Genomic DNA, 22,602 nt, shown 5'->3' on the forward strand with positions numbered 1-22,602 from the left:
GCTCAAAAAGGATTGCGCATGCCTCATGTTATTGTGATTGATATACAAGAAAAATTACTCCCCGCCATGGCAGAGTCTGATATACTATTGGCTAATTGTCTGAAATTTCTGCGCATTGCTCAAATTTTAAAACTGCCCATCCACGCTACCGAACAAAATCCGATTAAGCTGGGTTCAAGCATAACACCTCTACGAGCTTTTTTTGGTAGTCCCTATGTCAAAGAACACTTTAGCGCAGCTCCTGTGCTTATATCCATGTTGCCACCCCAAGCCCACTTGGTGTTGCTGGGCATTGAGGCACATGTATGCGTCTACCAAAGCGCTAAGGATTTTTTGCAAGCAGGTTTTACCGTGAGTGTTTTAGAAGATTGCACTAGCTCTCGCGATACGCACAATAAGAAGCTTGCCCTGACAGATTTACAAAATTGCGGAGCGCATATTGTCAGCACGGAAATGGTTGCCTTTGAGTGCATGCAAACCTACACACACCCTAACTTTAAGACAATCTCACAAATCATTAAGTAGTCTATTGCCTTGTAATTAAAGTTCTGCTAGTCCCAAACAGCGCTACATCCACTCCAAAATTTTGGACACTTCTGCTGTTTCATAACATGTGATGGTCGTTGCCAATGTAGGTTTTTTGGGCACAATCGCCTTGAGAAAACCATAGTTTTCCATTTCTTTGATACGCATATTGATATCAGGCACTTCCTGCACCGAACCACTCAAGCTCACTTCTCCAATAAAGGCGGTTTTATTGCTAATGGGGCGTTCTCTTAAGCTGGAAAGAATGCTCGCAATCACCGCTAAATCCGCACTTGTTTCAGTAATTTTAATACCACCTGCAACATTGATAAAGACATCGTAGCGATTCAAGGGGATTTCTAGTTTTTTCTCTAGCAAAGCTAAGAGCATGTGCAAGCGGTTAGTATCAAAGCTCGTAGCTAAACGCTTAGGATTATTGAGATTACTCTCACACACCAAGGCTTGGATTTCTAAAATCAATGCCCTGGACCCCTCTAACACTACGCTTAAAGCGCTGCCTGCTAAACTCTCTTGTTGCGAGAAAAAAAGTTTAGAAGCCTCTTTAGCACTCACTAAACCCTCTGAGCGCATTTGGAAAATCCCCACCTCGCTAGTTGCCCCAAAGCGATTTTTAAAACTACGCAGGATACGCAATTCTTTACTAGGGTCCCCTTCAAAGTAGAGCACGCTATCTACCATGTGTTCTAACACTCTAGGTCCTGCGATAGAACCCTCTTTGGTGATGTGTCCGATGATAAAGATCGCTAGATTTTGCTGTTTGGCTAGGCGCATGAGTTCAAAGGTGCTTTCGCGTACCTGCGAGATTGAGCCTGGAGCTGCGCCGATATTGCTAGAATAGAGTGTTTGAATCGAGTCGATGACACACACACCATAGGTTTGTGTGCATAGATGTGCCTTGATCTGTTCTAGGTCGATGGTGTTGAGTAAAAACAAATCCTCTTGCATACAATCTAAGCGTTCTGCACGCAGGCGAATTTGCCCTGCACTCTCCTCTCCGCTCACATATAACACTCTATGCCCCTGCAGAGCCAATCCTCCCCCAACCTTTAAGAGCAGAGTGGACTTCCCCACTCCCGGACTTCCGCCCACAAGATACAATCCCCCCGGGACAATTCCCCCCCCTAAAACAATGTCTAATTCCCTTTGCGTGGAGCTAAAGCGCACCACGCTTTCATATTCCACCTCTGTAATGCGCACGGCCGCATTTTCAGGCACACTATTAGCGTTTTTAAAACGCACCTGCGCATCAGAAGCGAGCTCTACAAAGCTCTCCCAGCTTTGGCAATTACTACACTTGCCCATCCATTTGGGGCTACTAAAACCACAATGTTGGCACTCAAAGACACGCGTGCGTTTAGCCATAGATGGCATCTAGTAAGTTTTGCACATACGCTTGTTCATCAAAGACAACTAAATCGGAGGCTTTTTCACCCAGCCCTAAATACAAAATGGGTAATTGCAACTCGTAGAGAATGCTCAAAATACACCCCCCCTTGCTTGTGCCATCTAACTTAGTTACAATCACTCCATCTAGATCAAGACTTTCATGAAATACCCGAGCTTGCTCTAAGGCTGAACTTCCCTGGGTACCATCTAAAATTAACAACTTGTAGTAGGGTGCTCCATTAAGAGCCTTACTACAAACCTTACTAATTTTAATCAATTCATTTTTGAGATTGGTTTGGTTGTGCAAACGCCCCGCCGTGTCGATAAGAATATGATCGACACGGCGCGCAATTCCTGCCTGAATAGTGTTATAGGCCAGCGCGCTAGGATCGCTATTAGGAGCAGCGCTGATCACCTCCAGTGCCAACTTTTCCCCCCACAATTGTAATTGCTTGGTGGCCGCAGCTCTAAAGGTATCGCCCGCTCCTAAGATCACACTTTGCTTCTGGCGTAGGTATTGCTGTGCAAGTTTAGCGATGGTAGTTGTTTTACCTGCGCCATTTACACCCACGATTAACTCTACAAGGGGACGCGTTTCTATACTCTTGAGAGTCACTTTGTCATAGTAACTTTCTTTACGCAAGAAGCGCATCAAAGCAACCTCCAAGTGATTACGCTTGACCTGTTCGGGGAGATGGAGTAATAAGCTCTCCACTAGATCGTATTGCACATCAAAGGCAATCAAGATTTCCTCCAGCTCCTCCTTGTTGAAGACAACACTCTTACTTTTTAACAAAGAGGCGACATTTTGCACAGTTTTCTTGAAAAAGTTAAACACAACTCATCTCTTTAGCAAGTCTTGAATGTCTTTGGTCAGCATTTCCTCTACAATTGCACCGCGATAGCTTTGCTGCAGAACACCATTTTGGCTATAAAGTAAAAAGTAGGGTAGTGTCCAAGTACTTGTTTGCAACACCATGCTTAAAGTCCCAAGATCGCTGGTGGGATTGAGCAAGATAAACTTGGGTGCATGTGCTTTCACATAGCTTTCAAATTGTTCCTGAGGATAGGGTTTATCTAACACGGCCACAAACCGCATTCCCTTGAACATGCTCTCCAAGTGATTAAGTAGTGCACTATAGGGCGCAAACTGAGAGTCTAGACTTAAAAATGCTACTAACATGGGTGCAGGGGTTAAGGATTGGATACTCAAACCCTTTGGCGTGTGCTCAAGATGGATATGCCCGCTTTTTTGGTCTAAAAACTCCCAGACTTTAGGGACTTTTGGAGCAGACATGTCAGCTTTCTGAGGAGCTTGCCCCTGATCATCTTTATGTTTCTGATCTGAACAACCTAGCAGCAACAAAAAAACAAAAAATCCAATGTATTTTGTCAAAGCCACTTAATGGTGCTCTCTTTAGACTTACGCGCCTTGCGGGTAATAGTCATAGCTGTTTTGCCAAGAGCAATCAGACAGGCAATTTTAGGTGGATTGCAATGTGCACTGAGCACGCGCTTGACTGCCTCAGGTTCAAACCCTCCTAAAATACATGTATCCACTCCCAATAAGGTAGCGCTCAAGCACATTTGCCCCACGGCAATATAACATTGTTCTTTGAGATAGGCATCAATCAGTTTTTCATCACCCCGAAACTTGGTTTTAAAAAGAGCGTTGAGGCCATTGACCACCCGTTCGTGGTATTGAGGTTTGCAAAAACTTGTCAGATAATGTGCGTTGAGTGCGCTAGGATGCATATAACCTACGACGACTAGAGCACTGGCATCTTGCACTAGTTGATCATTGTAGTAAACATGAGGTACGAGCTGATTTTTTAGCGCACCCTGTAAGACCAAGAATTCCCAAGGCTGTGTATTATAAGAGCTGGGGGCTAGTCTACCCGCTTCGAGGATTTCCTCCAACAGCTCTTTGGGTAGGTGGTAATGGGGGTCAAATTTCTTAGAAGAAAAACGGCGGTGCAAGAGCGCGTGCACAGAATCCAAACTCAAGAATGCATGACTCACAAGAACTCCTTATGTTCGTATATGAAGGGCACATTATAATACAAAAATGCCATTTTTGCCACCTATGTGCCAAAGCTTGCGAACCTGAACGGATCAGCTTGCAGGAACGGATTATGCTTCGGATTACTTGTAATCTTTATAATGGAGGTTTCCATGCCCTTTGTCAATATTAAGATCACGAAAGAAAATGGACCTACTAAAGAGCAAAAGGAAGCGTTGATTGCGGGAGTTACAGACTTGTTGGCCCGAGTGGCGCATAGAAATAGAGCGTCTACGGTGGTGATCATCGAAGAAGTTGATACGGATAATTACGGCTTGGGAGGCAAGAGTATTACAGAAGTGCGTAAGCAAGCGTAACACATTGATCTGCGCGAAGCGTGCGGCGCACTTTGTTTCTGCAGGTCTAATCTGTGCTTGCACGGGAGCTCTGCCTCTTGTGGGCTTTAGCAGGCAGATGTGCCGCTCCGCTCATGGCTAGTTTTCATTGAAAGATAAGACTGAAAAATCACAAAGGAGAGGTTTTCCATGTCCCATTTACTCATTCTCTATAATCCCTACTACAATGAAAGTGTGATCAAGGATCATTTGGCGATTCTGAAAGAAGACAAGAAAGTTGCCTTTGGCAAGCTCAAGCCAAAATCTAAAAACATTGTGAATCAGTACACCCCAATGCTGGAGGCTATCTATGCACAAACCAACCCCAACCATACCTTACAACTTTTTTTGAGCGATTATGCCAACTTGTTTGTCGCTAAAGTGGTTGGAGTAGAAACCACGCTCACCCAAGCTAGAGCCCCAGAATACTATTACAAAAATGATCGGATTGAAGTGGAACATTGGTTTATTCTTGCTGACCTTAGGGAATTGGTTAGAAATGATTTTGAAGAGGTGCGCAGGCACTACCTTCCAAATTTTACCACCCCTAATTACGGCTCCCATACTTTTGCTATCTATGGCAGCAACTATGTTTACCCTCTGATCATCGATATGAAAAACGAGATTGATCACTTTGACGATGGACAACTTCACTACCCCAATGTGTTTAAAGAGGACGAGTTCATTGACACCCGCAAGTATTTAATTCAATTTGTCTTCGGCCAACAACTCACCCATGCGATGCACCATATGAGTTTAGAGAATATTGTATACGCCGAGCTGGAATACCAACATAACAAGCAGGACCCCCTTTATGACTTTGGCAGTGTCGTTGCTAAATACTCCAAGATGTTGGAACAGGAGCTCTTTTTATTTATCCAAAGTGTGGTGGCACGCATCTGTATAGACCACCCTGAAGTGTTAAGTGTAAATTATCCCCTTTCACACAGGAATACGTGTACGCTGGCTGATCTAGATAAGCACAAGCCTACCTTATTCTCCTATCAAATTCTGTTGACTCACAAGCTCACCCAATACAAAGATTATTTCTCTCATTTTCATTTCACCCGCATGGGTGAATTGCTGAATAAATTTAGAAAAATCCGTAACGATGGAGTTCATGGGGAATGTCCGACCACGCTTGAAGAAGCCTGCTTAGCGCGCAACATTATCTTAGGTGTAGATCAGCCCAGTTTAGTCAAAAACCTCCTTATCCAACGCGTTCAGCTGGCTAATAACGCCCCTTCACACTGATTGCTTTCCATATCTGCAATATTGTTACCGGCGTGCTAAAGCCCACAAGCTTTCAGCTGTGAGGAGTGCGTCACTAAGTCCGTCCACTAGTGGTTAATCACGCGTCGTGCAATGCGCTTTCTAAAGAAGTACACAAGGCATCTAGTTTTGCTAAGGTGTTTTGAGGCTGTATATTCAAAGATACCCGCAGGAGAGGTTTTGGAGTGGTCGGGGGACGGATAGGGGCGCATAGAAAACCTTGCTCGAGCAACTTTGCATGCACCTTTAGGAGGGATTGTACATCTGAAAAGGAAAGTGTTAAGATATTGCTAGGCGTGCTAAAGCCCAACACTTGCGCACACAGGGCGCGCATGCGATCTAGCATGGCAACATAATTAGACAAATGCGCATAGAGATATTGCAGATGCACTAAAGCCAGTGCACTATCCAACAAGGATAGACTCGTTGTATAGATGACACTCTTGGCTCGGTTGCATAAAAATTCTACCACTTGTATATCCGCTCCAATGAAAGCCCCATAACTCCCATAGGCCTTCGATAAAGTGCCTAGGACAATGAGACGAGGAAATGGTTTTAAATGATAATAGCTCAAGTACCCTCCTAAATCCTGCCCTAGGACACCCAAGCTATGGGCTTCATCTAAAATCAAGTAGGCCTCATACTCTTGGGCTAGGTGGTAAAATTCCTTGGGGGCAACTTGTCCTTCCATTGAGTACACCCCCTCAATGGCGATAAAAATCCGTCCCTTGGCATGCTGTTTGCGGTATTTTTGAAGTTGTTGAGACAGATTCTGCACATCATTATGGGTAAAAAAGTAGGCATTGGGCATTTTTTTTGCCAAGAATTGCCCACTGGCATGATAGTGTGCGTCCATGAAAAGCGCATCTTGCTTACGCACTAACGCATCGATCAAAGCAATATTGCCCAAAAAGCCACTACCCACCAATAAGCAAGCTTCATAACCTAAATGCGCGCGTAAAAACTCTTCAAGCTCTACATGCAAGGGATGGTAGCCATTGAGCAACATGGAGGCTTTGGGGGCATGGCATGTGTGTGTGCGCACTTTTTCAAAAGTCTGTTCCAGGAGCTGAGCATGCGCACTCAAACCTAAATAGTCATTGGAGGCAAAGTCAATCAAATGAGGGGAGTAGAGATGGCGTTTTCGATATAGGTGCGCACGCTCAAGCGCGCGCAGCGCAGATGTATAAGGCGCCAATCAGTGCTCGGAAACTTCTTTAATCTCTGCAAGCAGCGCAGCAACCTTCTGATTGAGCTCATCTTGTTTTTCATGAAACATTTTATCAATGGTGTCGCGCACAACCTGAGCGTGCTGCTCCACTGCACGGATTCCATGTTCAATATTACTAGGAGTGGCCTTATCAGATTCCTTGAGCAGACTAGCCAAGGCATTGGCCTCGTTATGCACCCCATTATGGCAAGATTCCAGCGCGCGATAGCTAGGCGTGTTAGAAAAATGCTCCTTACCCTTGCCTTCATGGTACCACTTACCCAGACGGCACTCGCTACCATTGATGACCTTAAAGGCATTGGGCACTCCAAAAACCAAACCATAAAGATTACTTTTGTAGACAATATGATCCACTTTGGCCAATCCACAAAAAGCGCGGTTGTTAGAATTTTCAATGGAAAACAATGCCGCATTGGCCACGATCTTATTATTATGTGCAAAAACTTGTATATTGCTCACATCGTCTTTAATACTTCCCACGATACCATTGGTGTCATGTGTGTTGCTTTGGATATCACTAGCTTCTTGTTGCATGGATTTAACTACCACGGCAATCTCCTTGGTAGCCTTTTGGGTTTTTTCGGCCAATTTACGTACTTCATCAGCTACCACAGCAAAACCTCTTCCATGTTCACCTGCGCGCGCAGCTTCAATGGCAGCGTTCAAGGCTAATAAATTCGTTTGTTCAGCAATATCATCGATAAGAGAAATAACTTGGGTAATTTCGCTACTGCGCTGGTTGAGGGAATCAGCAAGCACGATGGCGTTTTGCATTTTATCATAGAGAGTATCAATCTTCTCGCTCGTCTTAGCCACCTGCTTTAAAGTCTCTTGAGAGTGCTTACTACCATTGCTGGCCCCTTCTACTAGAGTATTGGAGTCCTCGAGAATACTCTGTAAAGTTTGCTGGATTCCTTCCACGCCAGATTTCATGCTATTGTAATAGATGTTAAAGATGTTATCCTTTCCAAATTCCACCAGAGTTTCAAAATCCCGACTTAAAGCATAGTAGAATGTGTCCTCAACACATTTACTCCTGAGTTTATAAAGGCGGTTATTGAAATTAAAATCCTTATCAACCTGTGTCAGAGCGCCCGCCCTCTGCTCCAAATCCTCTGCCCCAGCCACAGCCCCACTCTTGAATACGACTTTACCATCCTTAACTCCGATCAACCCTTCGTAAGCGCATAATTCCACGAGCTGTTTGTAAATATCTAATTTCTTCTGCAAGGAGCGAATTTGCGCGTCTTTATCATCCATTTGCCTGTTTTTCTCTTTAGAAAAAAACATACCAATCCTTTATATTTTATCATCCTCATTATATAGCAGTTTAACTTAATTTTTTGATAGGGATTCGCATTAGCAAGGTGTCCAAATGCTCAAGACATTAGGTTTATTAGAGCAATCTTATTCATGAGAGGACTGATACACTAAACAAACTAGGGCACTGAGACCAAGATGGTGTAAAAGAGCATGCTCTTGAGCTCTTCTAAATTAAGCAGGGCCTTTTTATAGGTGTAGTGATTTTCCACATCGGCAATCGTGCCCACATAAATGCCCGCGCTAAAGATTCCATCTAAACCGCTGGTTAACACTGTATCTCCGGCTTTAATGGGGGCGTAAGCAGGTAAAAAGTTAACATAGGTTTTAAAGTTTTGATTAGTGATAAAGCCATAGTACACTTTACCCCCGCTCTTAATCATGACGCTGTAGCTCGCGCGCGCATCGCCGTGTAAAAGCCCGATAAAACGACCTTCTTTTTGCACCGCAATTCCAATTGCGCGCTCAAAAGCCACCATTCCTAAAATTTTATCCTGCGGATAGGGTTTTTGAACATCTAAAAGCACCTCGTGGGTATTATTGAGTTGAGCAAAACCATAGACTCGTGTGAGGGTAAATTTGGGCGGGGTATAGAGTGTGCTTAGTTTGGGATCGGGTGCACAAGTGGCAGGAGTATAGCTGGAGAAAAGGGACATGGCATCTGGAGTTTGGATGGGTGCGGGCGTAGCAGCTTGAAGGGTGGCTAAGTCCTGTACTTCTAGGGCTAAAGCCTGGTTACGCGCATCCAAGTCAGCATAAGAAAACTGCAAATATTGGTAGGCCTCTAGTTGTCTCTGGTAACGCGCGATGGTATCGGCTTGATCAAAATGGCGTTGATAGGCGGAAACTATCGCGCCCTTGAGATTTAAAAACGCAATCTTAACCTTATCGCTCACAAAACTGCGCGAGCCCCTGATATCTAGCACCCACAGCGCACACACCAATACAACTAGGATCAGCACCGTGCGCTTGCTAATCATTCTGAATTTATAAGTCCCCTAAACTGCTCAATAAATCTAAATCTTCAATGGCACGACTCGTGCCTCGTGCTACGGCTAAAAGGGGTTCTTCGCCTACAAAGACGGGGAGTTTGACGATATTACTCAAATACTTATCCAAACCTCGGATAAGCGCACCTCCACCCGTGAGCACCACCCCATTTTCGACAATATCTCCTGCTAAATCAGGCTTGACCTCTTCTAGGACCGCCTTGAGCGCATTGCTAATTTCGCGGATTTGTTCTTTAATAGCCTCACGCACATCTTCACTGCTCAGAGTAATAGTATTTAAAATTCCACTTACCTGATCGCGTCCACTCACCTCCATTGTCAAAGGAGGGTTGAGCTCGATCGCCGAACCAATGGCAATTTTAATCTCCTCACCGGTGCGCTCGCCAATTTGAAGATTGTAGGTTTTACGCACATAATCCACAATGCTTGCATCTAATTTATTGCCTGCCACTCTGATACTCTTGCTCACCACAAGCCCGCCAAGACTGATCACGCCAATTTCCGTCGTACCTCCCCCAATATCTACAATCAAGCTTCCCTGCGGGTCTTTAACGGGTAGACCCGCCCCTATGGCTGCTGCCATAGGTTCTTCAATCAAAAAAACTTCACGCGCACCCGCACTCATTGCACTCTCTTTGACTGCTTTGCGCTCCACGCTTGTCAGACCATAGGGCACACAGACCATGATACGCGGACGAATCAAAGTCTTGCGTTGATGGGCTTTTTCAATGAAATAGCGAATCATTTTCTCAGTGATGTCAAAATCGGCGATCACCCCGTCTTTCATGGGACGGATCGCCTGCACTCCGGCTGGGGTTTTGCCAATCATCTCCTTAGCTTCACTCCCCACCGCGAGCACTTCCTCCATGCGATCGTATTTGTTCAGTTTAACCGCTACAATGGAGGGTTCATTAATGATGATCCCTTGTCCCTTAACGGACACCACCGTGTTAGCTGTTCCCAAATCGATGGCAACATCATGCGAGAAAACGCCGATTAGTTTATCCAGTATCATAGACTTCTTTCTGTTAAGATGGCATGGGCAAAGGTTTATTCTTCTTAATGTAAAGAGGCTTCTCTTGTTGTAAAACGCACTCTTTAGTGATGATTACCTGGTAATCTTTAAGATTAGGCAAATCAAACATCACATCCATGCTAAAGCTCTCGATGATGGAACGCAAGCCTCGCGCGCCCACCTTGCGTTTGATGGCGAGATTAGCAATCTCTTCAATCGCGCTAGGTTCAAAGATCAGCTCCACCCCGTCCATCCTGAAGAGCTGTTGATATTGTTTGATCAGTGCATTCTTGGGCTTGAGCAAAATGTCCACCATAGCTTCTTTAGAAATAGGCTTGAGCGTGGAGATAACGGGCAAACGACCAATGAGTTCAGGAATGAGACCATAACCGATCAAATCTTCTGGGCCCACCAAGTGCAAAATGTCCTCTAATTGTTCCTTGGTCTTTTTCTCATTCCCAAAGCCTAGAACATTGCTATGGATCCGCCGCTTGATAATGTCAACAATCCCGTCAAACGCCCCTCCGCATATGAAGAGGATATTGGTCGTGTCAATTTGGACGAAGTTTTCATTGGGGTGTTTGCGCCCACCCTTAGGGCTGACATTTACGACACTCCCTTCAATAATCTTTAAGAGGGCTTGTTGCACCCCTTCACCGGAGACATCGCGTGTGATAGAGCGATTTTCTGAGAGGCGTGCAATCTTATCGATCTCATCAATAAAAACGATTCCCCTTTGAGCGCGTTCTACATCCCCATCGCTAGCTTGCAATAAACGCGTTAAGATATTTTCCACATCTTCGCCCACATAACCTGCTTCTGTAAGACTAGTTGCATCGCTAATAGCAATGGGAATATTCAAAAAACGCGCTAGAGTCTGGGCCATCAAGGTTTTACCACTTCCTGTCGGACCCACCAATAAAATGTTAGATTTAGAAATCTCCACATCCTCGAGGGAATGACTCTCAATAAAATCAGCACCTCTGTTATTCTGTTTTTGTTTTTGTTTTTCCTGATGACTAAGACGTTTATAGTGATTATAAACAGCGACGCTAAAGACCTTCTTTGCTTCCTCCTGTCCCACTACATAATTGTCTAAATACTCCTTGAGCACACTTGGAGAGGGCACGAGAGTCGCACTCACACTCTTATTGACTTTGGGAAGTGCACTCTCGATAAGCTCTAATCTCTGATTATCTAACACATTGGGGTGCAAATCGGTGTGGAGCTCCTTGTAAAGATATTCGATGCAATACTCACACACATGGGTATCCTTACCAGATTTCTTAGAGGAAAACACGAGGCGACGCTGGTAACCCAAAGTGCTCTCAGGTTTATTACAAAAGCTACAATAACGGGTATTCATATATCCTCCTGGGTCAAATATGCAGCCTTGAAAGCCACGCCGCGCTCACTCCTCAAGACAAAGCCACAAATTTCTTGCGCATGGGGATTGTCTGCATACATCTCAAGTAATTTGGTGGCGTTATCGCGAATCGAGGTGTTCGTACACATAAAAAGCTGCTTGTAAAGTGCATTGATAAAATCGATTTCATTTCCCTGTAAGAGTTTGCGCATGCGGTGGCGGTTGATCCCCTTGATGAAGGCACGATTCCCCTCTACAATACAATAGGGGGGCACATCCTTACCTAGCGCGCTGGCTCCAGCCACCATGCAACCCTTGGCGATGTGCACAAATTGGTGGATGGCTGTAAGTCCACCGATGTTGACATAATCCCCCACTTCAACATGCCCTGCTAGAGTTACGCCATTAGCCAAAATGCAATGACTGCCAATTTGGCAGTCATGGGCCACATGCACATATGCCATCAAGAGATTATCATCACCTATACACGTAACACCCCCCCCGCCCTGAGTGCCCGGATTGATCATGCAATACTCTCGAATCAGGTTACGTTCTCCGATGACAAGTTGTGTCTCTTCTCCGCTATATTTCAGATCCTGAGGGATTGTGCCCAAAGTGGTGTAGGGAAAAATTCTGCTATCTCTCTTGATCGTAGTGTGCCCTAATATGGTTACATTATTGTAAAGCTCTACGCCCTCTCCTAAGGTTACATTGGGTCCTATCACGCAAAAATGCCCAATGCGTACAGAAGGGGCAATGCAGGCCTTAGGATCGATAACGGCTGTGGATGCAATCATTGCGCCTCCCCCACACCCCGTTTGCCACTCTCTTTATCTACAATCATGGCCTTTAGCTCCGCTTCTGCCACGACCTTGTCATCCACTTTAGCTACACCCCCTACCTGCCAGATCATACCCTTGTATTTGAGCACTTCTAAATGGTAATGGAGTTGATCGCCGGGTGCAACAGGATTTCTAAATTTTACCCGATCGATGGTCATGAAATACACGAGCTTTGTGCACGCCACTTCTGGATCGACTCCAAAAAGACTCACAAATGCTAAAAGCCCACCCGCCTGCGCCATGCCCTCTACAATGAGCACACCAGGGTAAATGGGCTTGCTAGGGAAATGCCCGGTGAACACTTCTTCGTTATAAGTGATATTTTTATAAGCATGCACCTGCTTATAGGTTTGCAGGCACACCACCCGATCCACCAACAAAAATGGGTAGCGGTGGGGGAGGATCTGAGCGATGGCATGAATATCCATCTCTAACACACAATCTTGCATGTCTTAGGGCCTTTGCATGGAACTCGGATAAAGCCCCGACTTTAACATGTCCAAGTTTAAAACTCCATTAGCGACGCATTTGAGGGTATTTGAACTCTACGCGTCCCAAGCCGAGGATATGTCCGCGAATTGCATCGTGCAGATCGTTAATAAAAAAGGGAGGGGTTAAATCAACATGCACAATGTCCAAAGCGTAAACTTGGATTAAATAGTGATGATCGGCATTGGGGGGCATGGGTCCAATATAGGTGCTATTGGCCAAATTGGAGGCGCGTTTTTCCTCTGGACTCAAGGAAGAGCGCAAATACCCTTCCGTGAGCGAATTGATCCCTTGAACGATCTGTTTATTTTCTAAAGAGGCATTTTCAGCTAACTTAGTGCCTGTGATATTGCCCACCACCCAGTGGATAAAGGGTTTACCCACCACGGGAGTGGCATCATCGTCCACAATTTCTAGGGCATAACTCTTAGCTCCAGGCACGGCTTCCCAGCTAATCTCAGGCGATCGTTTAGGTAAGCCCTGATCTAAAAATTCTGCGCTCGCATTGCCTCCGAATTTGAGGTCCAAAAAACCCTGCGCATCTGTTTTGACAAAAACTTTAAAAAATTGCATCCGTTCTCCTTTGTATTGTGTCGTCATGGCACGCGACTGAGAGCTTGCAGCCCCTATTAAAGCGCAGGCCAAAAAAAGAGCTTTGAGCAAACTAAATCAAGCGCTCTTTGAGCACCTGTGCCACTTCAAAGCCCGCATTCAGTCCGATCCCAATGCTCGCCCCTGATTTGTAGACAATGTCGCCTACAATGTACAAATTAGCAATGCTGCTTTCATGTTCAGGGCTCACAAGGGGTAAATTGCTCTCGCTCAAGGCAACTTTACATTTTTTGAGAAATTCTAGGGGAGTTGAGCCTCCAATGGCAAAGAGAACACGATCAAAGAGGGCTTGTGTTCCATCTTTAAAATGCACCTGCACTTTTCCCTCGAGTCCACTCAAGCCTTCAATATCTACGCCCAATTTTTGATTCAAATTCCTCTCAAAGGCTTCCTCTAAATTCCTCAAATTGTCCTCATTCACACGGCCAAAAGTGGTCTGGCGGTAGTTGAGGGTGGTGTTATTGGTATTGGAGAGCGCGATGGCGTATTCCACGGCCGAATTGCCTCCACCCACTACTAAAACATCTTCTTTTTCTCTGCAATCATTGATCGTATAAACCACTTGGCGCATCACCTCTACGGGGATGGGATAAGAGGGGCGGTTGGGTTGCCCCATCTTACCAATGGCGATCACCACACTTTTAGCCTTGAAAACCTGATTAGATCCACTCACCACCTCAAAGTGACCGTCTTTTCTGACCACGCCCTCAATACTGGTTTGGTAGGCCACTTCAATGGCATGCTCGTGTAGAGCCTTTTCCATGACCTCTAGCGCACCTTCCTTGTCAGTGTCGCTAAAGGGGATATGTCCTTTAATGTCTACAACTTGCTTGCGATAATCCTTGTCCACGCGCTTGTTGGCCTTGTAATACTTGCGTATCATGCCACAACTCTGTACCTCTTTTTCACATAAGAGTACCTTAGGGATTCCATTGAGTTTGCACTCCACAGCTGTGGCAATTCCGCTAGGGCCTGCCCCCACTACCACTACATCATACAACTCGCCCATGTTATCCTTTCTTTTTAGACTTAACTTCCTCTTGTTTGGCAGTGCGCAGATCGCTAGGGCCATCATAAAGCAAGACTTCTAACATCTTCTTTTCATCATTAAACTGCTTGCCTTTGAGCCCCCATAAAAAGATGAGCAACCCAACCAATCCCAAGATGAGCGAGACAAAGAGCATCAAAAAGAGCGTGTTAGTATGCATCAGCCTGCCATAAACTCCAAAGTGCTTTGTTTGAGTGTTTGGACTAAATGGTCAATTTCCTCAGAGGTGAGCGCACCCTCTTGCTTTTGAATGAGCAAAGACACATAATCGCGTTTGCCTCCTCCTTTATGTCCATAACCTAGAGTTTCTAGCTGACTTTTCAAGAGAGTCAACAGAGCTAACATATCCTCATTCCCGACAGATTTAAGCGACAACTCCAAGCCCTGTTTTTGTAAATTAGGATAAAGAAAAAGCGCGACCAAGTTCTTTTGCTGCTTTTTATGCTCATCCACAAGCGCGAAAAACTCCTTAAGATGCTCTTTTTGGGCGTGCAAAAGGGCGAGTTGTTTATTGCGGATAGAATGCCACTGCACCAAGTGCGCACAATTTGGCTTGGGCGTAGCAGATTGCGCCTTCGTGTCTAAAGCCTTGAGCAGATCGGAGGTTTTTAACTTTTGGCGCGCTTGTCTGAGAGTGGCGCGCTCTTGGGCGATGAATTGGTAATACGCCTTCCCACACACCGCCTCAATGCGCCTCACCCCAGCACTCACGCTCGAGCTCTTGGTAATGGCAAAGCCTCCAATATGTGCGCTATCACGCACATGCACCCCTCCGCATGCCTCCAAACTATCGGCAATACGCACCACTCGCACTTCTTCTAAATATTTATCTTCAAACAACATCACCGCCCCGCTCTGCTTGGCAGCTTCTGCTCCCATGTGCTCAATATCAGTGCCAGCCCCCATGCTAATTTGGGTATTTACAAACTCTTCCACCGCCTCTATCTCCGCATCGCTCAAGGCGCGGTAGAAACTAAAGTCAAAGCGTAGGCGCGTGGCTTCTATATGACTCCCCTTTTGCTGAATCTGGGCGTTTTTACCCTCAGCTTGTGCTGCTTTTCCTAAAACTTCCTTAAGGGCTAGGTGTAATAGATGGGTCGCGCTGTGGTGTTTGGCAATCTCAGCGCGATCAATCACCTGCGCGACCACATAATCTCCCACACGCACCTCCCTTTTAAACTCCACAAGACTAACATTGATCGCACCCACCTTTTGGGTGTCTAGTACATGTGCGATGGGGTTGTGCTCCAAGTCTAACAACACGCCCTTATCTCCAATGGGCCCCCCACCTTGAGGATAAAAAGGGGTTTTGTCCAGCACGACATAGGCTTTTGTATCTTGTGTCACACTTTGCACAGAAACTAACCCCCCTTGCACATCGGGCGCATACAGCGCGCGGATGCTCGCTTTCAAGCTCTCGTGGTGGTAACCCTCAAAAGCATTTGGCTCTAATTTGCTCAAATCCAAAGTTTTTAAGCCGTCTTTTACTCCACTCTGTTTAAATTGTGAACGCGCTCTTTGCTCCTGCATACACGCCTCATAGCCGGCTAAATCGACCTCGATTCCCTTATCTCTAAGCATGTCCATGGTCAAATCTAGGGGAAATCCATAAGTGTCATAGAGTTTAAATGCCACTGCTCCGCTGAAAATCTCATTGCTTTCTGCCAGCGCGCTTTCAAAAAGGTGCATGCCCTTTTCTAAGGTGCTTAAAAACAACTCTTCTTCTGCCTTGCATTCGGCTTGCAAGCTCTCTTGCTGTTCCTGGAGAATGGAATAATCGCGCATGGACGCGCACACACTCCCCAAGATTTTATAGAAAAAGGGCTCGTTTAGTCCGCGCCCCTTGGCATGTTCGAGCAAATAGCCATGCCTTAGTGCACGGCGTAAAATACGGCGTAAGACATAGCCCCGCCCCGTGTTGTCAAAATACACCCCCATAGCTAATAAAAACGCCACGCTTCTAGCGTGATCGGCCAGCACTCTAAAGGATTCCTTATGCGCGCTGTAGGGCAACTCAAAGACCTTTTCAATGCACGCCATCAAGGGCTTGAATAAAGAGCTGTCAAAATTATTTTGCACGCCCTCTAGCAGAGCTTGCACCCTCTCTAATCCCATGCCCGTGTCAATACAAGGTTGACTTAAAGGGGTGAGCCCACCCTCTTTAGAGCGATCGTATTGCATGAACACTAAGTTCCATATTTCTAAAAAGCGATCCCCCTCGCCCCCGAAATAATCCTGATCAGAATGGAAAGCCTGCGCGCCCTGATCGATGTAAATCTCACTGCAATACCCACAAGGCCCTGTATCTGCCATCTGCCAAAAATTGTCTTTATCCCCCATTGTCTTGATATGACTCTCAGGCACGAATTTTTGCCACAACTTATAAGCTTGCGTGTCCTTTTCATGCACACTAATGTAAATATCTTTATTTTGAAAGCCTAGAGTTTTATGCACAAAATCATAGGCATAAGCGATTGCCTCTTCTTTAAAATAGTCAAAAAAGGAGAAATTTCCCAACATCTCAAACAAGGTATGGTGGCGGTTGGTATAGCCCACATTTTCTAAGTCGTTATGTTTGCCCCCAGCGCGCATACACAGCTGGGCACTGGTGGCGCGCGGGGTGAAAGGCGCGACCTTGCCTAGGAAAATATCTTTAAACTGTACCATGCCTGCATTGGTAAAAAGCAAGCTGGAATCATCGGGCACAAGGCTAGAGCTAGGCACACGCACATGGTTTAAATGCTCAAAATGTTGCAGAAAGGCACTCTTGATATCCATATTTTCTCCGCGATCGTATGCGCGCATTATAGCATGTTTAGGGCTGGTGTGGTTAAGGATTAATTATTTTTTATAGACTAATATTCAGTGTAACTGGAGCTAAACTCCAGTCCATCAAGGAGGTTGTATGGATATTTTGATCCAAAACATCAAACAAGAAGACCTCAAAGCCTTTCAGGAACTCGCGGAGAGGTTGGAGGGTTCTTTGGAGGTATTGGTCGCACACACACCATGCGATCATTTGGAAGTCTTTGCTAACACGCCTACTGATGGCGCGACACCCGTCCCACAAGAAGGTGCAAGGCTAGAGTCCAGTGGCCACCACAGGCAACCTAGTAGAATGTGTAACTCCCACTACGATCCCCTCAATACGCATCAGCGGGATCATAGGACACACAACGAACATGGACATGAGCACGGGCGTACACACCGCCATAAGAAAGGTCAAGGTCATGACGGCACTTCAGAGCCATTTCTCTAGGAGGCGAATGACCTCTAAGTGCTTGTCCTCGTCGCCCTCGTAGACTTGGTAGTGCTTGATGGCTTCGGTGTAGAGGGCTTGGGCTTTGGAGGGGTCTTGAGGTACGCCCAGGCCCTCTTCGTAGGCTTTGCCCAGTGCGTAAAACTCGTAGCCAAAGTCCGTCTCGCCCAGTGCGATACACTTAAAATACCCAAAAGCGTTGAGGTAGGCATGTACTTGGTGGGGCGCGCCCAACTGCGCATTTTGGTTGTAGCGGTTGAAGAGAGCGAGCAGTGCGTCGTCGCTGAGTTGTTTCAAGTTATTTGGCATGCGTGTCCTTTAATACGAAATCTTCTTGGGGGTTTTGGGTGCACCCTTTTTAAGGTAGAGGCGCAATAGAGTACCCATCACTTCAGACTTACTGGTCTGTAGTTTGCTCTTGTATTCTAGGGCTTTTTGTGTGTCCTGAGGCACTCCACAACCCGTCTCGTAGGCATAGATGAGCTTGTTAAGCGCATTGATGTAAATCCATTGGGTTGTAGGACTATGTTGTACAACCCCTTTGTAGCAATCCAAAGCTTTCTTCTCATTTTGAGGCACGCCTTCCCCTTTTTCATACATCTGTGCTAAATGATAAAAGACCTTTCCATGCGCGATTTTTCCTAGAATAATTTGCTTATAGAGCTTGAAGGCTTTCAAATAGTTGTGGAGACGGTGCGGAGCAAGCTGATCCTGGGAGGTGGCATTGTAGAGATGGAACATCTCTAGCAGTGCATCATCGCTCAAAGAATGGTGGTTTGCACGCGTTCTAGTGTTACGCTGAATGGGTACCATGCGCCTCCTTTTGGAAGGAGTATTCTAGCACGCTTAGGCTTAATGCTTGGCGCGCATGCCATAGAGTTTTTTACGCTCTGAAGAGCTGGCAATATTCAAAAGCTTGCGGTACTTGGTAATGGTGCGCCGCACCATCTTAAGATTAAACTTAGCCTCTACGAGCTCTAAAATCTTCAGATCGCTCAAGGGTTTCAAAGGATCTTCGGTTTTGATACGCTCTAAGATAAAATCCTTGATTGAGGCATTGGAAATATCGCCCTCCAGAGCCGTTGTAAAGAAACTCTTAATGGGGAAAATCCCGCGCGTGCACTCTAAATATTTGTTGGAGATGGCTCTGGAAATCGTGCTAGGGGAATAGCCAAACTCATTAGCAATGTCCACCAAACGCATGGGTTTGATCTCTTTGCCCTTGAAAAAATCGTATTGGTATTCCACCAGCATCAAGCCAATTTTTAAAATAGTCTGTTGGCGCATCTGCAAGGCGTCAATTAAATCCCGTGCTTCTTTGAGTTTTTCCTTGAGATAGTCATGGGATTCTTTAATTTTAGGTTCTTCAATGACCACTTTAGGGTAGTAACTATCGTTGAGTTGCACGGAAATTTCCCCTTGTTCTTCGAGCACCAAAATATCAGGGATTACCAAGGGTGAGGGGTCGTGGAAATCTAGGGCGGGAGGGTTTTTAAAAGAGGTGATGATCTTCATGGCTTGCGCATAGCCAGCAACATGGCTGTATTCTCTATGTTGTGCTAGATCGTCCAAAATTTGAGTGCATAATTCGTAAATAGGCGCGTCCAATTCGCTATGTTGGCTTAGTTGGAAGAAAAAACTCTCTTGCAGATCGCGCGCGCCCACGCCCGGAGGGTCTAGGTAGGCAAAGCGTTGGCGTACCTTTTCGTAATCTTCTACGCAAACACCTAAAGCCAAAGCTAAATCGCACACATCGCCTTCAAAATAACCCTCTTGATTGATGTTGTCGATGATGTCTTGAGCAATTTGCACAGAAATCTCTGTAGGAAAGAGGGGAGGTAAGAGCTGTTGGTTTAAAGTTTCATAAAGCGTAGATTCGCGCACGCTCAAGCTCTCAATCTTATCACTCATCGTATTTTTAAGACTGGGAGTATTGGAGCGGGCGACTTTATGCATTTGGCATGTGCTAAAATCCGCACTCAAAGCACTTTGCACTTGCACGCAAGGATTATCTTTTGCATAAGCTTGCAAAGTCTCTTCTATTTCGAGTGGTCCACTCTGTAAAATGGGTAGCCAACTTTTCAGAGTAGCAGATAGTTTATTCTTAGGCGCGAGTTTGGGGCGTAGGACTGCCATCATGCTTTAAAATGCTCGCCCAAATAGTGCTTTCTGACCAATTCATTTTCATAAATTTGATCGCTACTACCACTGGCCAGCAGAGTGCCGCTCTTGATCACATAGGCGTGGTGGCATACACTCAAGGTTTCGCGCACATTGTGATCGGTGATGAGCACTCCGATATTCATCTCTACAAGGCGTTCGATAATCTTTTGAATATCTAACACCGCAATGGGATCAACTCCTGCGAAGGGTTCATCGAGCAGAATAAATTTAGGACTTTTAATAAGTGCGCGCGCAATCTCCACGCGTCGGCGCTCCCCCCCACTCAAAGACATGCCCTTGCGCTTTTGAATCGCTTGGATATTGAATGCTTCTAACATCTCTTCAATGCGCTGCATCGCTTCTTTAGCGCTTTTAAAAGTGGTTTGGGCAGCTAGCATCAAATTATCTAACACGCTTAAATCTTTAAAAATACTCGACTCTTGGGGCAGGTAACCAATACCTAAATTGGATCGTTTGTGCAGAGGGTAGTTGGAGAGATCAATATCATTGAGCGCCACACTCCCCCCACTAGGACGCAATAACCCGCAGATCATATAAAAGGTGGTGGTTTTGCCTGCTCCATTAGGTCCTAGCAAACCCACTACCTGCCCGCTCTCTACTTCTAAGGAAACATCATGCACGATCATGGTCTTTTTGATCTGTTTGCTCAAGTGAATCGCGCTGAGTTTATCCATCACTAAACCTATAAGTGCGCACTTCTTGATGGGTTTGTAGCTTCAGTGTGAGCACACTAAAACCCAACTTGACCAACATCTCTTTAAGTGCCTCAGAACCCCACTCCACAAAGTGTACCCCCTCACATTCCAAGTTTTCCAACACCCCCATCTCCAAGAGCTCATGGATTTCCTTGAGATAAAAATCGTAATGGTAAATGCAAAAATCCTCAGCGGGGTAGGTATGCATAAGGCTGAAGGTAGGTGAGGTAGCTTGCGGGGCGTGGTGGGTTTGGCAGAAGTGTTGCACCAAAGTGGTTTTACCACTCCCTAGCGTGCCTTGTAAAAGAATAATCACGGGCAGAGCGTGGCGTTCGATCCAGGAGTCAAGACGCACTAACACAGAATCTAGTTGTGCTAAATTGGCTTGGATATTCACGAATCCTCCACCTTAACCTCTATAACGCCCAAGTGTTCACGCACCGCCCCTATAATATCCTGGTGGGGTGAGTTTAAAGGTGCATAGGGGGGTGTGGAGGCTGTTCTAACCGCTTGAATCTCCACACCACTGCCATAAACCTCTTGTACCTTTTGCCTCATCGCATCATAGTGTTTCTTAAACACCTCCCTTACATGCGGGGGTGCATCCGATTGCCATTGTAGGGTTTTATTTTGAAAACTACAGAAATGTATATGTCTTTGAAAGAGTGTACCTAACTCTTGATCATGCGCGTAAAGTTTAGCGACGAGCTGATGAAATAACTCTTTGGGGGCGGAGGGCGGCTGTTGGGCTGCCTGCGGGGCAAGAGTTACTCTTGGAGCAGGAGGAGGTGTTACTACTTTAGAGGCTGTAGGAGCAGACATAGCCTGAGTGCTGGGAGGATTGTGGGTAGCTTGCATTTTGAGTGCGCTTAGGGTCAGCACAAAATCCCCATCTGCACCCATATGCAAGAGACTTTTGGCTTGGGCTAAAATACCCATCCAGCGATCTAACAAGACAAGGGGGAATTTCTCCTCTAAGAGTGCGTCTTTAAGAAAGAGCGCCATCTCATCTAAGACCGTATGAGGATCGTAGCTATTAAAGGTTTGTAGGAGGGTGCGCACGCGCGCAGACTCATTGAGAAGCGCCTCAAAAAAATCTCCTAATACCTTGCTATCCACCATGCCCAGCATCCGCGCGGTAGCTTCTATGGTCAAGCTAGCGTTGCAGTAATTGATGGCCTGCTCCGTGAGAGTGAGAGTATCGCGCAAACTCCCCTGTGCACTTCTAGCCAACATCTCTAATACCCCTTCCTGATAATTCACACCCTCAACCTCTAAGACTCTTTGTAAGTGCGTTACAATGGCTTTGAGAGGGATTTTTCTGAAGCGGAAATGTTGGGTGCGGCTTAAAATCGTCGCGGGTAATTTGAGAGCATCTGTGGTAGCTAAAATGAATTTGACATGCGCGGGAGGTTCTTCTAAGGTCTTTAGGAGTGCATTGAATGCCTCCTTAGTGAGCATGTGGGCTTCATCGATGATGAAGATTTTATAAGCTCCCATGCTAGGCTTATACTTGGTTTGTTCAATCACATCACGGATATCTTCAATGCGGCGATTAGATGCGCCATCCATCTCGATAATATCTACATGTCTATTTTGTAACGCGTCGATGCAATTTGTGCAAACATCGCAGGGAACACTGGTGGGAGCTTTTTCACATTGCAAGGCACGGGCAAAAATGCGCGCACTGGAGGTCTTACCAGAGCCTCTGAGTCCGCTAAAGAGATAAGCATGCGCTAAATGCCCCTGCTCTAAAGCCAAGCTCAGGGTTTGAGACACGCTTTCTTGCCCGACTAAATCTTTGAAATGCCGAGGGCGGTATTTGAGAGCCAAGACCACAAGCGTCCTTTATCGATTTGGGCTATTATAACCTAATTGTGCTGGCTGTAAGTCTAGTCATGTTAGGATAGCGCATTTAGATATCAGGAGT

25 protein-coding genes are annotated in these 22,602 nt (G+C 45.8%); 4 read left to right on the forward strand and 21 right to left on the reverse strand.

Annotated features, from left to right (window positions below; genetic code table 11):
- Nucleotides 1-18: 18 nt before the first annotated feature.
- Nucleotides 19-525, forward strand: coding sequence for an isochorismatase family protein (locus C6H04_RS03790; RefSeq protein WP_104732404.1), 507 nt, complete (start codon nucleotides 19-21; stop codon nucleotides 523-525).
- Between the two features lie 42 nt (nucleotides 526-567).
- Here C6H04_RS03790 and radA read toward each other — a convergent pair whose 3' ends face one another.
- From radA to C6H04_RS03810, 4 genes are all read right to left on the reverse strand, one after another.
- Nucleotides 568-1,908, reverse strand: a complete 1,341-nt coding sequence (radA, locus tag C6H04_RS03795; protein ID WP_104695009.1) for a DNA repair protein RadA — start codon at nucleotides 1,906-1,908, stop codon at nucleotides 568-570.
- Entirely contained in the window at nucleotides 1,901-2,770 is an 870-nt protein-coding gene (gene ftsY / locus C6H04_RS03800) for a signal recognition particle-docking protein FtsY (RefSeq protein ID WP_104695010.1), read from the reverse strand. The genes radA and ftsY overlap by 8 nt, the downstream gene beginning before the upstream one ends.
- 3 nt (nucleotides 2,771-2,773) lie before the next feature.
- Nucleotides 2,774-3,229 (reverse strand): hypothetical protein, encoded by a 456-nt coding sequence (locus C6H04_RS03805; RefSeq protein WP_233710421.1) that lies wholly within the window; start codon nucleotides 3,227-3,229, stop codon nucleotides 2,774-2,776.
- A gap of 95 nt (nucleotides 3,230-3,324) precedes the next feature.
- The gene (locus tag C6H04_RS03810) at nucleotides 3,325-3,954 is read right to left on the reverse strand and encodes an NAD(P)H-dependent oxidoreductase (RefSeq protein WP_104732372.1); all 630 of its coding nucleotides are present in this window, start codon (nucleotides 3,952-3,954) and stop codon (nucleotides 3,325-3,327) included.
- A gap of 153 nt (nucleotides 3,955-4,107) precedes the next feature.
- On the opposite strand from C6H04_RS03810, the gene C6H04_RS03815 reads away from it, so the two are divergent.
- Nucleotides 4,108-4,311, forward strand: coding sequence for a 2-hydroxymuconate tautomerase family protein (locus C6H04_RS03815; protein ID WP_104695012.1), 204 nt, complete (start codon nucleotides 4,108-4,110; stop codon nucleotides 4,309-4,311).
- 168 nt (nucleotides 4,312-4,479) lie between these two features.
- On the forward strand, nucleotides 4,480-5,583 hold the full coding sequence (locus C6H04_RS03820; RefSeq protein WP_104732373.1) for an HP0729 family protein: 1,104 nt from the start codon (nucleotides 4,480-4,482) through the stop codon (nucleotides 5,581-5,583).
- 97 nt (nucleotides 5,584-5,680) lie between these two features.
- On the opposite strand, the gene C6H04_RS03825 is transcribed toward C6H04_RS03820, so the two are convergent.
- The 11 genes from C6H04_RS03825 to alaS form a co-directional block, all read right to left on the reverse strand.
- The gene (locus C6H04_RS03825; RefSeq protein WP_104695014.1) at nucleotides 5,681-6,799 is read right to left on the reverse strand and encodes an aminotransferase class I/II-fold pyridoxal phosphate-dependent enzyme; all 1,119 of its coding nucleotides are present in this window, start codon (nucleotides 6,797-6,799) and stop codon (nucleotides 5,681-5,683) included.
- Complete coding sequence (locus C6H04_RS08310; RefSeq protein ID WP_104695015.1) at nucleotides 6,800-8,122, reverse strand: methyl-accepting chemotaxis protein; 1,323 nt, start codon at nucleotides 8,120-8,122, stop codon at nucleotides 6,800-6,802.
- Between the two features lie 149 nt (nucleotides 8,123-8,271).
- Entirely contained in the window at nucleotides 8,272-9,132 is an 861-nt protein-coding gene (locus C6H04_RS03835; protein ID WP_199766148.1) for a rod shape-determining protein MreC, read from the reverse strand.
- Nucleotides 9,133-9,139: 7 nt separating this feature from the next.
- Nucleotides 9,140-10,177 carry a rod shape-determining protein gene (locus C6H04_RS03840; RefSeq protein ID WP_104695016.1) on the reverse strand — a complete coding sequence of 346 codons (1,038 nt, stop codon included), beginning with the start codon at nucleotides 10,175-10,177 and terminating at the stop codon, nucleotides 9,140-9,142.
- Nucleotides 10,178-10,190: 13 nt separating this feature from the next.
- Complete coding sequence (clpX, locus tag C6H04_RS03845; protein ID WP_104732374.1) at nucleotides 10,191-11,543, reverse strand: ATP-dependent protease ATP-binding subunit ClpX; 1,353 nt, start codon at nucleotides 11,541-11,543, stop codon at nucleotides 10,191-10,193.
- The gene (lpxA, locus tag C6H04_RS03850; protein ID WP_104732375.1) at nucleotides 11,540-12,340 is read right to left on the reverse strand and encodes an acyl-ACP--UDP-N-acetylglucosamine O-acyltransferase; all 801 of its coding nucleotides are present in this window, start codon (nucleotides 12,338-12,340) and stop codon (nucleotides 11,540-11,542) included. Before lpxA ends, clpX begins: the two co-directional genes overlap by 4 nt.
- Nucleotides 12,337-12,834 carry a 3-hydroxyacyl-ACP dehydratase FabZ gene (gene fabZ / locus C6H04_RS03855; protein WP_104695019.1) on the reverse strand — a complete coding sequence of 166 codons (498 nt, stop codon included), beginning with the start codon at nucleotides 12,832-12,834 and terminating at the stop codon, nucleotides 12,337-12,339. Before fabZ ends, lpxA begins: the two co-directional genes overlap by 4 nt.
- Before the next feature lie 67 nt (nucleotides 12,835-12,901).
- On the reverse strand, nucleotides 12,902-13,447 hold the full coding sequence (locus C6H04_RS03860) for a YbhB/YbcL family Raf kinase inhibitor-like protein (RefSeq protein WP_104695020.1): 546 nt from the start codon (nucleotides 13,445-13,447) through the stop codon (nucleotides 12,902-12,904).
- Nucleotides 13,448-13,538: 91 nt separating this feature from the next.
- Entirely contained in the window at nucleotides 13,539-14,495 is a 957-nt protein-coding gene (locus C6H04_RS03865; RefSeq protein ID WP_104732376.1) for an NAD(P)-binding domain-containing protein, read from the reverse strand.
- Nucleotide 14,496: 1 nt separating this feature from the next.
- Complete coding sequence (ccoS, locus tag C6H04_RS03870) at nucleotides 14,497-14,694, reverse strand: cbb3-type cytochrome oxidase assembly protein CcoS (protein WP_104732377.1); 198 nt, start codon at nucleotides 14,692-14,694, stop codon at nucleotides 14,497-14,499.
- Entirely contained in the window at nucleotides 14,694-17,312 is a 2,619-nt protein-coding gene (gene alaS, locus C6H04_RS03875; protein ID WP_104732405.1) for an alanine--tRNA ligase, read from the reverse strand. Before alaS ends, ccoS begins: the two co-directional genes overlap by 1 nt.
- A 127-nt stretch (nucleotides 17,313-17,439) precedes the next feature.
- Between alaS and C6H04_RS03880 the strand changes: the two genes are divergently transcribed.
- On the forward strand, nucleotides 17,440-17,793 hold the full coding sequence (locus C6H04_RS03880; RefSeq protein ID WP_104695023.1) for a hypothetical protein: 354 nt from the start codon (nucleotides 17,440-17,442) through the stop codon (nucleotides 17,791-17,793).
- On the opposite strand, the gene C6H04_RS03885 is transcribed toward C6H04_RS03880, so the two are convergent.
- From C6H04_RS03885 to C6H04_RS03910, 6 genes are read right to left on the reverse strand one after another with little or no spacing between them, the layout of a single operon-like run.
- Nucleotides 17,776-18,102 (reverse strand): SEL1-like repeat protein, encoded by a 327-nt coding sequence (locus tag C6H04_RS03885; protein WP_104695024.1) that lies wholly within the window; start codon nucleotides 18,100-18,102, stop codon nucleotides 17,776-17,778. The two genes, C6H04_RS03880 and C6H04_RS03885, sit on opposite strands and share 18 nt — an antisense overlap.
- Nucleotides 18,103-18,111: 9 nt before the next feature.
- Entirely contained in the window at nucleotides 18,112-18,606 is a 495-nt protein-coding gene (locus C6H04_RS03890; RefSeq protein ID WP_104695025.1) for a tetratricopeptide repeat protein, read from the reverse strand.
- A gap of 39 nt (nucleotides 18,607-18,645) precedes the next feature.
- Nucleotides 18,646-19,929 carry an RNA polymerase factor sigma-54 gene (locus C6H04_RS03895; RefSeq protein WP_104695026.1) on the reverse strand — a complete coding sequence of 428 codons (1,284 nt, stop codon included), beginning with the start codon at nucleotides 19,927-19,929 and terminating at the stop codon, nucleotides 18,646-18,648.
- Nucleotides 19,929-20,651, reverse strand: coding sequence for an LPS export ABC transporter ATP-binding protein (gene lptB / locus C6H04_RS03900; protein WP_104695027.1), 723 nt, complete (start codon nucleotides 20,649-20,651; stop codon nucleotides 19,929-19,931). The genes C6H04_RS03895 and lptB overlap by 1 nt, the downstream gene beginning before the upstream one ends.
- Nucleotides 20,644-21,069 (reverse strand): tRNA (adenosine(37)-N6)-threonylcarbamoyltransferase complex ATPase subunit type 1 TsaE, encoded by a 426-nt coding sequence (gene tsaE, locus C6H04_RS03905; RefSeq protein ID WP_104732378.1) that lies wholly within the window; start codon nucleotides 21,067-21,069, stop codon nucleotides 20,644-20,646. Before tsaE ends, lptB begins: the two co-directional genes overlap by 8 nt.
- Nucleotides 21,066-22,511 carry a DNA polymerase III subunit gamma/tau gene (locus C6H04_RS03910; RefSeq protein ID WP_104732379.1) on the reverse strand — a complete coding sequence of 482 codons (1,446 nt, stop codon included), beginning with the start codon at nucleotides 22,509-22,511 and terminating at the stop codon, nucleotides 21,066-21,068. Before C6H04_RS03910 ends, tsaE begins: the two co-directional genes overlap by 4 nt.
- Nucleotides 22,512-22,602 lie beyond the last annotated feature (91 nt).

This window comes from Helicobacter salomonis (genome assembly GCF_900197775.1).
Lineage (GTDB): Bacteria > Campylobacterota > Campylobacteria > Campylobacterales > Helicobacteraceae > Helicobacter > Helicobacter salomonis.

What these genes read in the sequence shown, in the direction of transcription:
- C6H04_RS03790 (WP_104732404.1), top strand. Translation starts at nt 19, where the DNA reads ATGCCTCATGTTATTGTGATTGATATACAAGAAAAATTACTCCCCGCC.
- radA (WP_104695009.1), bottom strand. Translation starts at nt 1,908, where the DNA reads ATGGCTAAACGCACGCGTGTCTTTGAGTGCCAACATTGTGGTTTTAGT.
- C6H04_RS03805 (WP_233710421.1), bottom strand. Translation starts at nt 3,229, where the DNA reads ATGTCTGCTCCAAAAGTCCCTAAAGTCTGGGAGTTTTTAGACCAAAAA.
- C6H04_RS03815 (WP_104695012.1), top strand. Translation starts at nt 4,108, where the DNA reads ATGCCCTTTGTCAATATTAAGATCACGAAAGAAAATGGACCTACTAAA.
- C6H04_RS03820 (WP_104732373.1), top strand. Translation starts at nt 4,480, where the DNA reads ATGTCCCATTTACTCATTCTCTATAATCCCTACTACAATGAAAGTGTG.
- C6H04_RS08310 (WP_104695015.1), bottom strand. Translation starts at nt 8,122, where the DNA reads ATGTTTTTTTCTAAAGAGAAAAACAGGCAAATGGATGATAAAGACGCG.
- C6H04_RS03835 (WP_199766148.1), bottom strand. Translation starts at nt 9,132, where the DNA reads ATGATTAGCAAGCGCACGGTGCTGATCCTAGTTGTATTGGTGTGTGCG.
- C6H04_RS03840 (WP_104695016.1), bottom strand. Translation starts at nt 10,177, where the DNA reads ATGATACTGGATAAACTAATCGGCGTTTTCTCGCATGATGTTGCCATC.
- clpX (WP_104732374.1), bottom strand. Translation starts at nt 11,543, where the DNA reads ATGAATACCCGTTATTGTAGCTTTTGTAATAAACCTGAGAGCACTTTG.
- lpxA (WP_104732375.1), bottom strand. Translation starts at nt 12,340, where the DNA reads ATGATTGCATCCACAGCCGTTATCGATCCTAAGGCCTGCATTGCCCCT.
- fabZ (WP_104695019.1), bottom strand. Translation starts at nt 12,834, where the DNA reads ATGCAAGATTGTGTGTTAGAGATGGATATTCATGCCATCGCTCAGATC.
- C6H04_RS03860 (WP_104695020.1), bottom strand. Translation starts at nt 13,447, where the DNA reads ATGCAATTTTTTAAAGTTTTTGTCAAAACAGATGCGCAGGGTTTTTTG.
- C6H04_RS03865 (WP_104732376.1), bottom strand. Translation starts at nt 14,495, where the DNA reads ATGGGCGAGTTGTATGATGTAGTGGTAGTGGGGGCAGGCCCTAGCGGA.
- ccoS (WP_104732377.1), bottom strand. Translation starts at nt 14,694, where the DNA reads ATGCATACTAACACGCTCTTTTTGATGCTCTTTGTCTCGCTCATCTTG.
- alaS (WP_104732405.1), bottom strand. Translation starts at nt 17,312, where the DNA reads ATGGATATCAAGAGTGCCTTTCTGCAACATTTTGAGCATTTAAACCAT.
- C6H04_RS03880 (WP_104695023.1), top strand. Translation starts at nt 17,440, where the DNA reads ATGGATATTTTGATCCAAAACATCAAACAAGAAGACCTCAAAGCCTTT.
- C6H04_RS03885 (WP_104695024.1), bottom strand. Translation starts at nt 18,102, where the DNA reads ATGCCAAATAACTTGAAACAACTCAGCGACGACGCACTGCTCGCTCTC.
- C6H04_RS03890 (WP_104695025.1), bottom strand. Translation starts at nt 18,606, where the DNA reads ATGGTACCCATTCAGCGTAACACTAGAACGCGTGCAAACCACCATTCT.
- C6H04_RS03895 (WP_104695026.1), bottom strand. Translation starts at nt 19,929, where the DNA reads ATGGCAGTCCTACGCCCCAAACTCGCGCCTAAGAATAAACTATCTGCT.
- lptB (WP_104695027.1), bottom strand. Translation starts at nt 20,651, where the DNA reads ATGGATAAACTCAGCGCGATTCACTTGAGCAAACAGATCAAAAAGACC.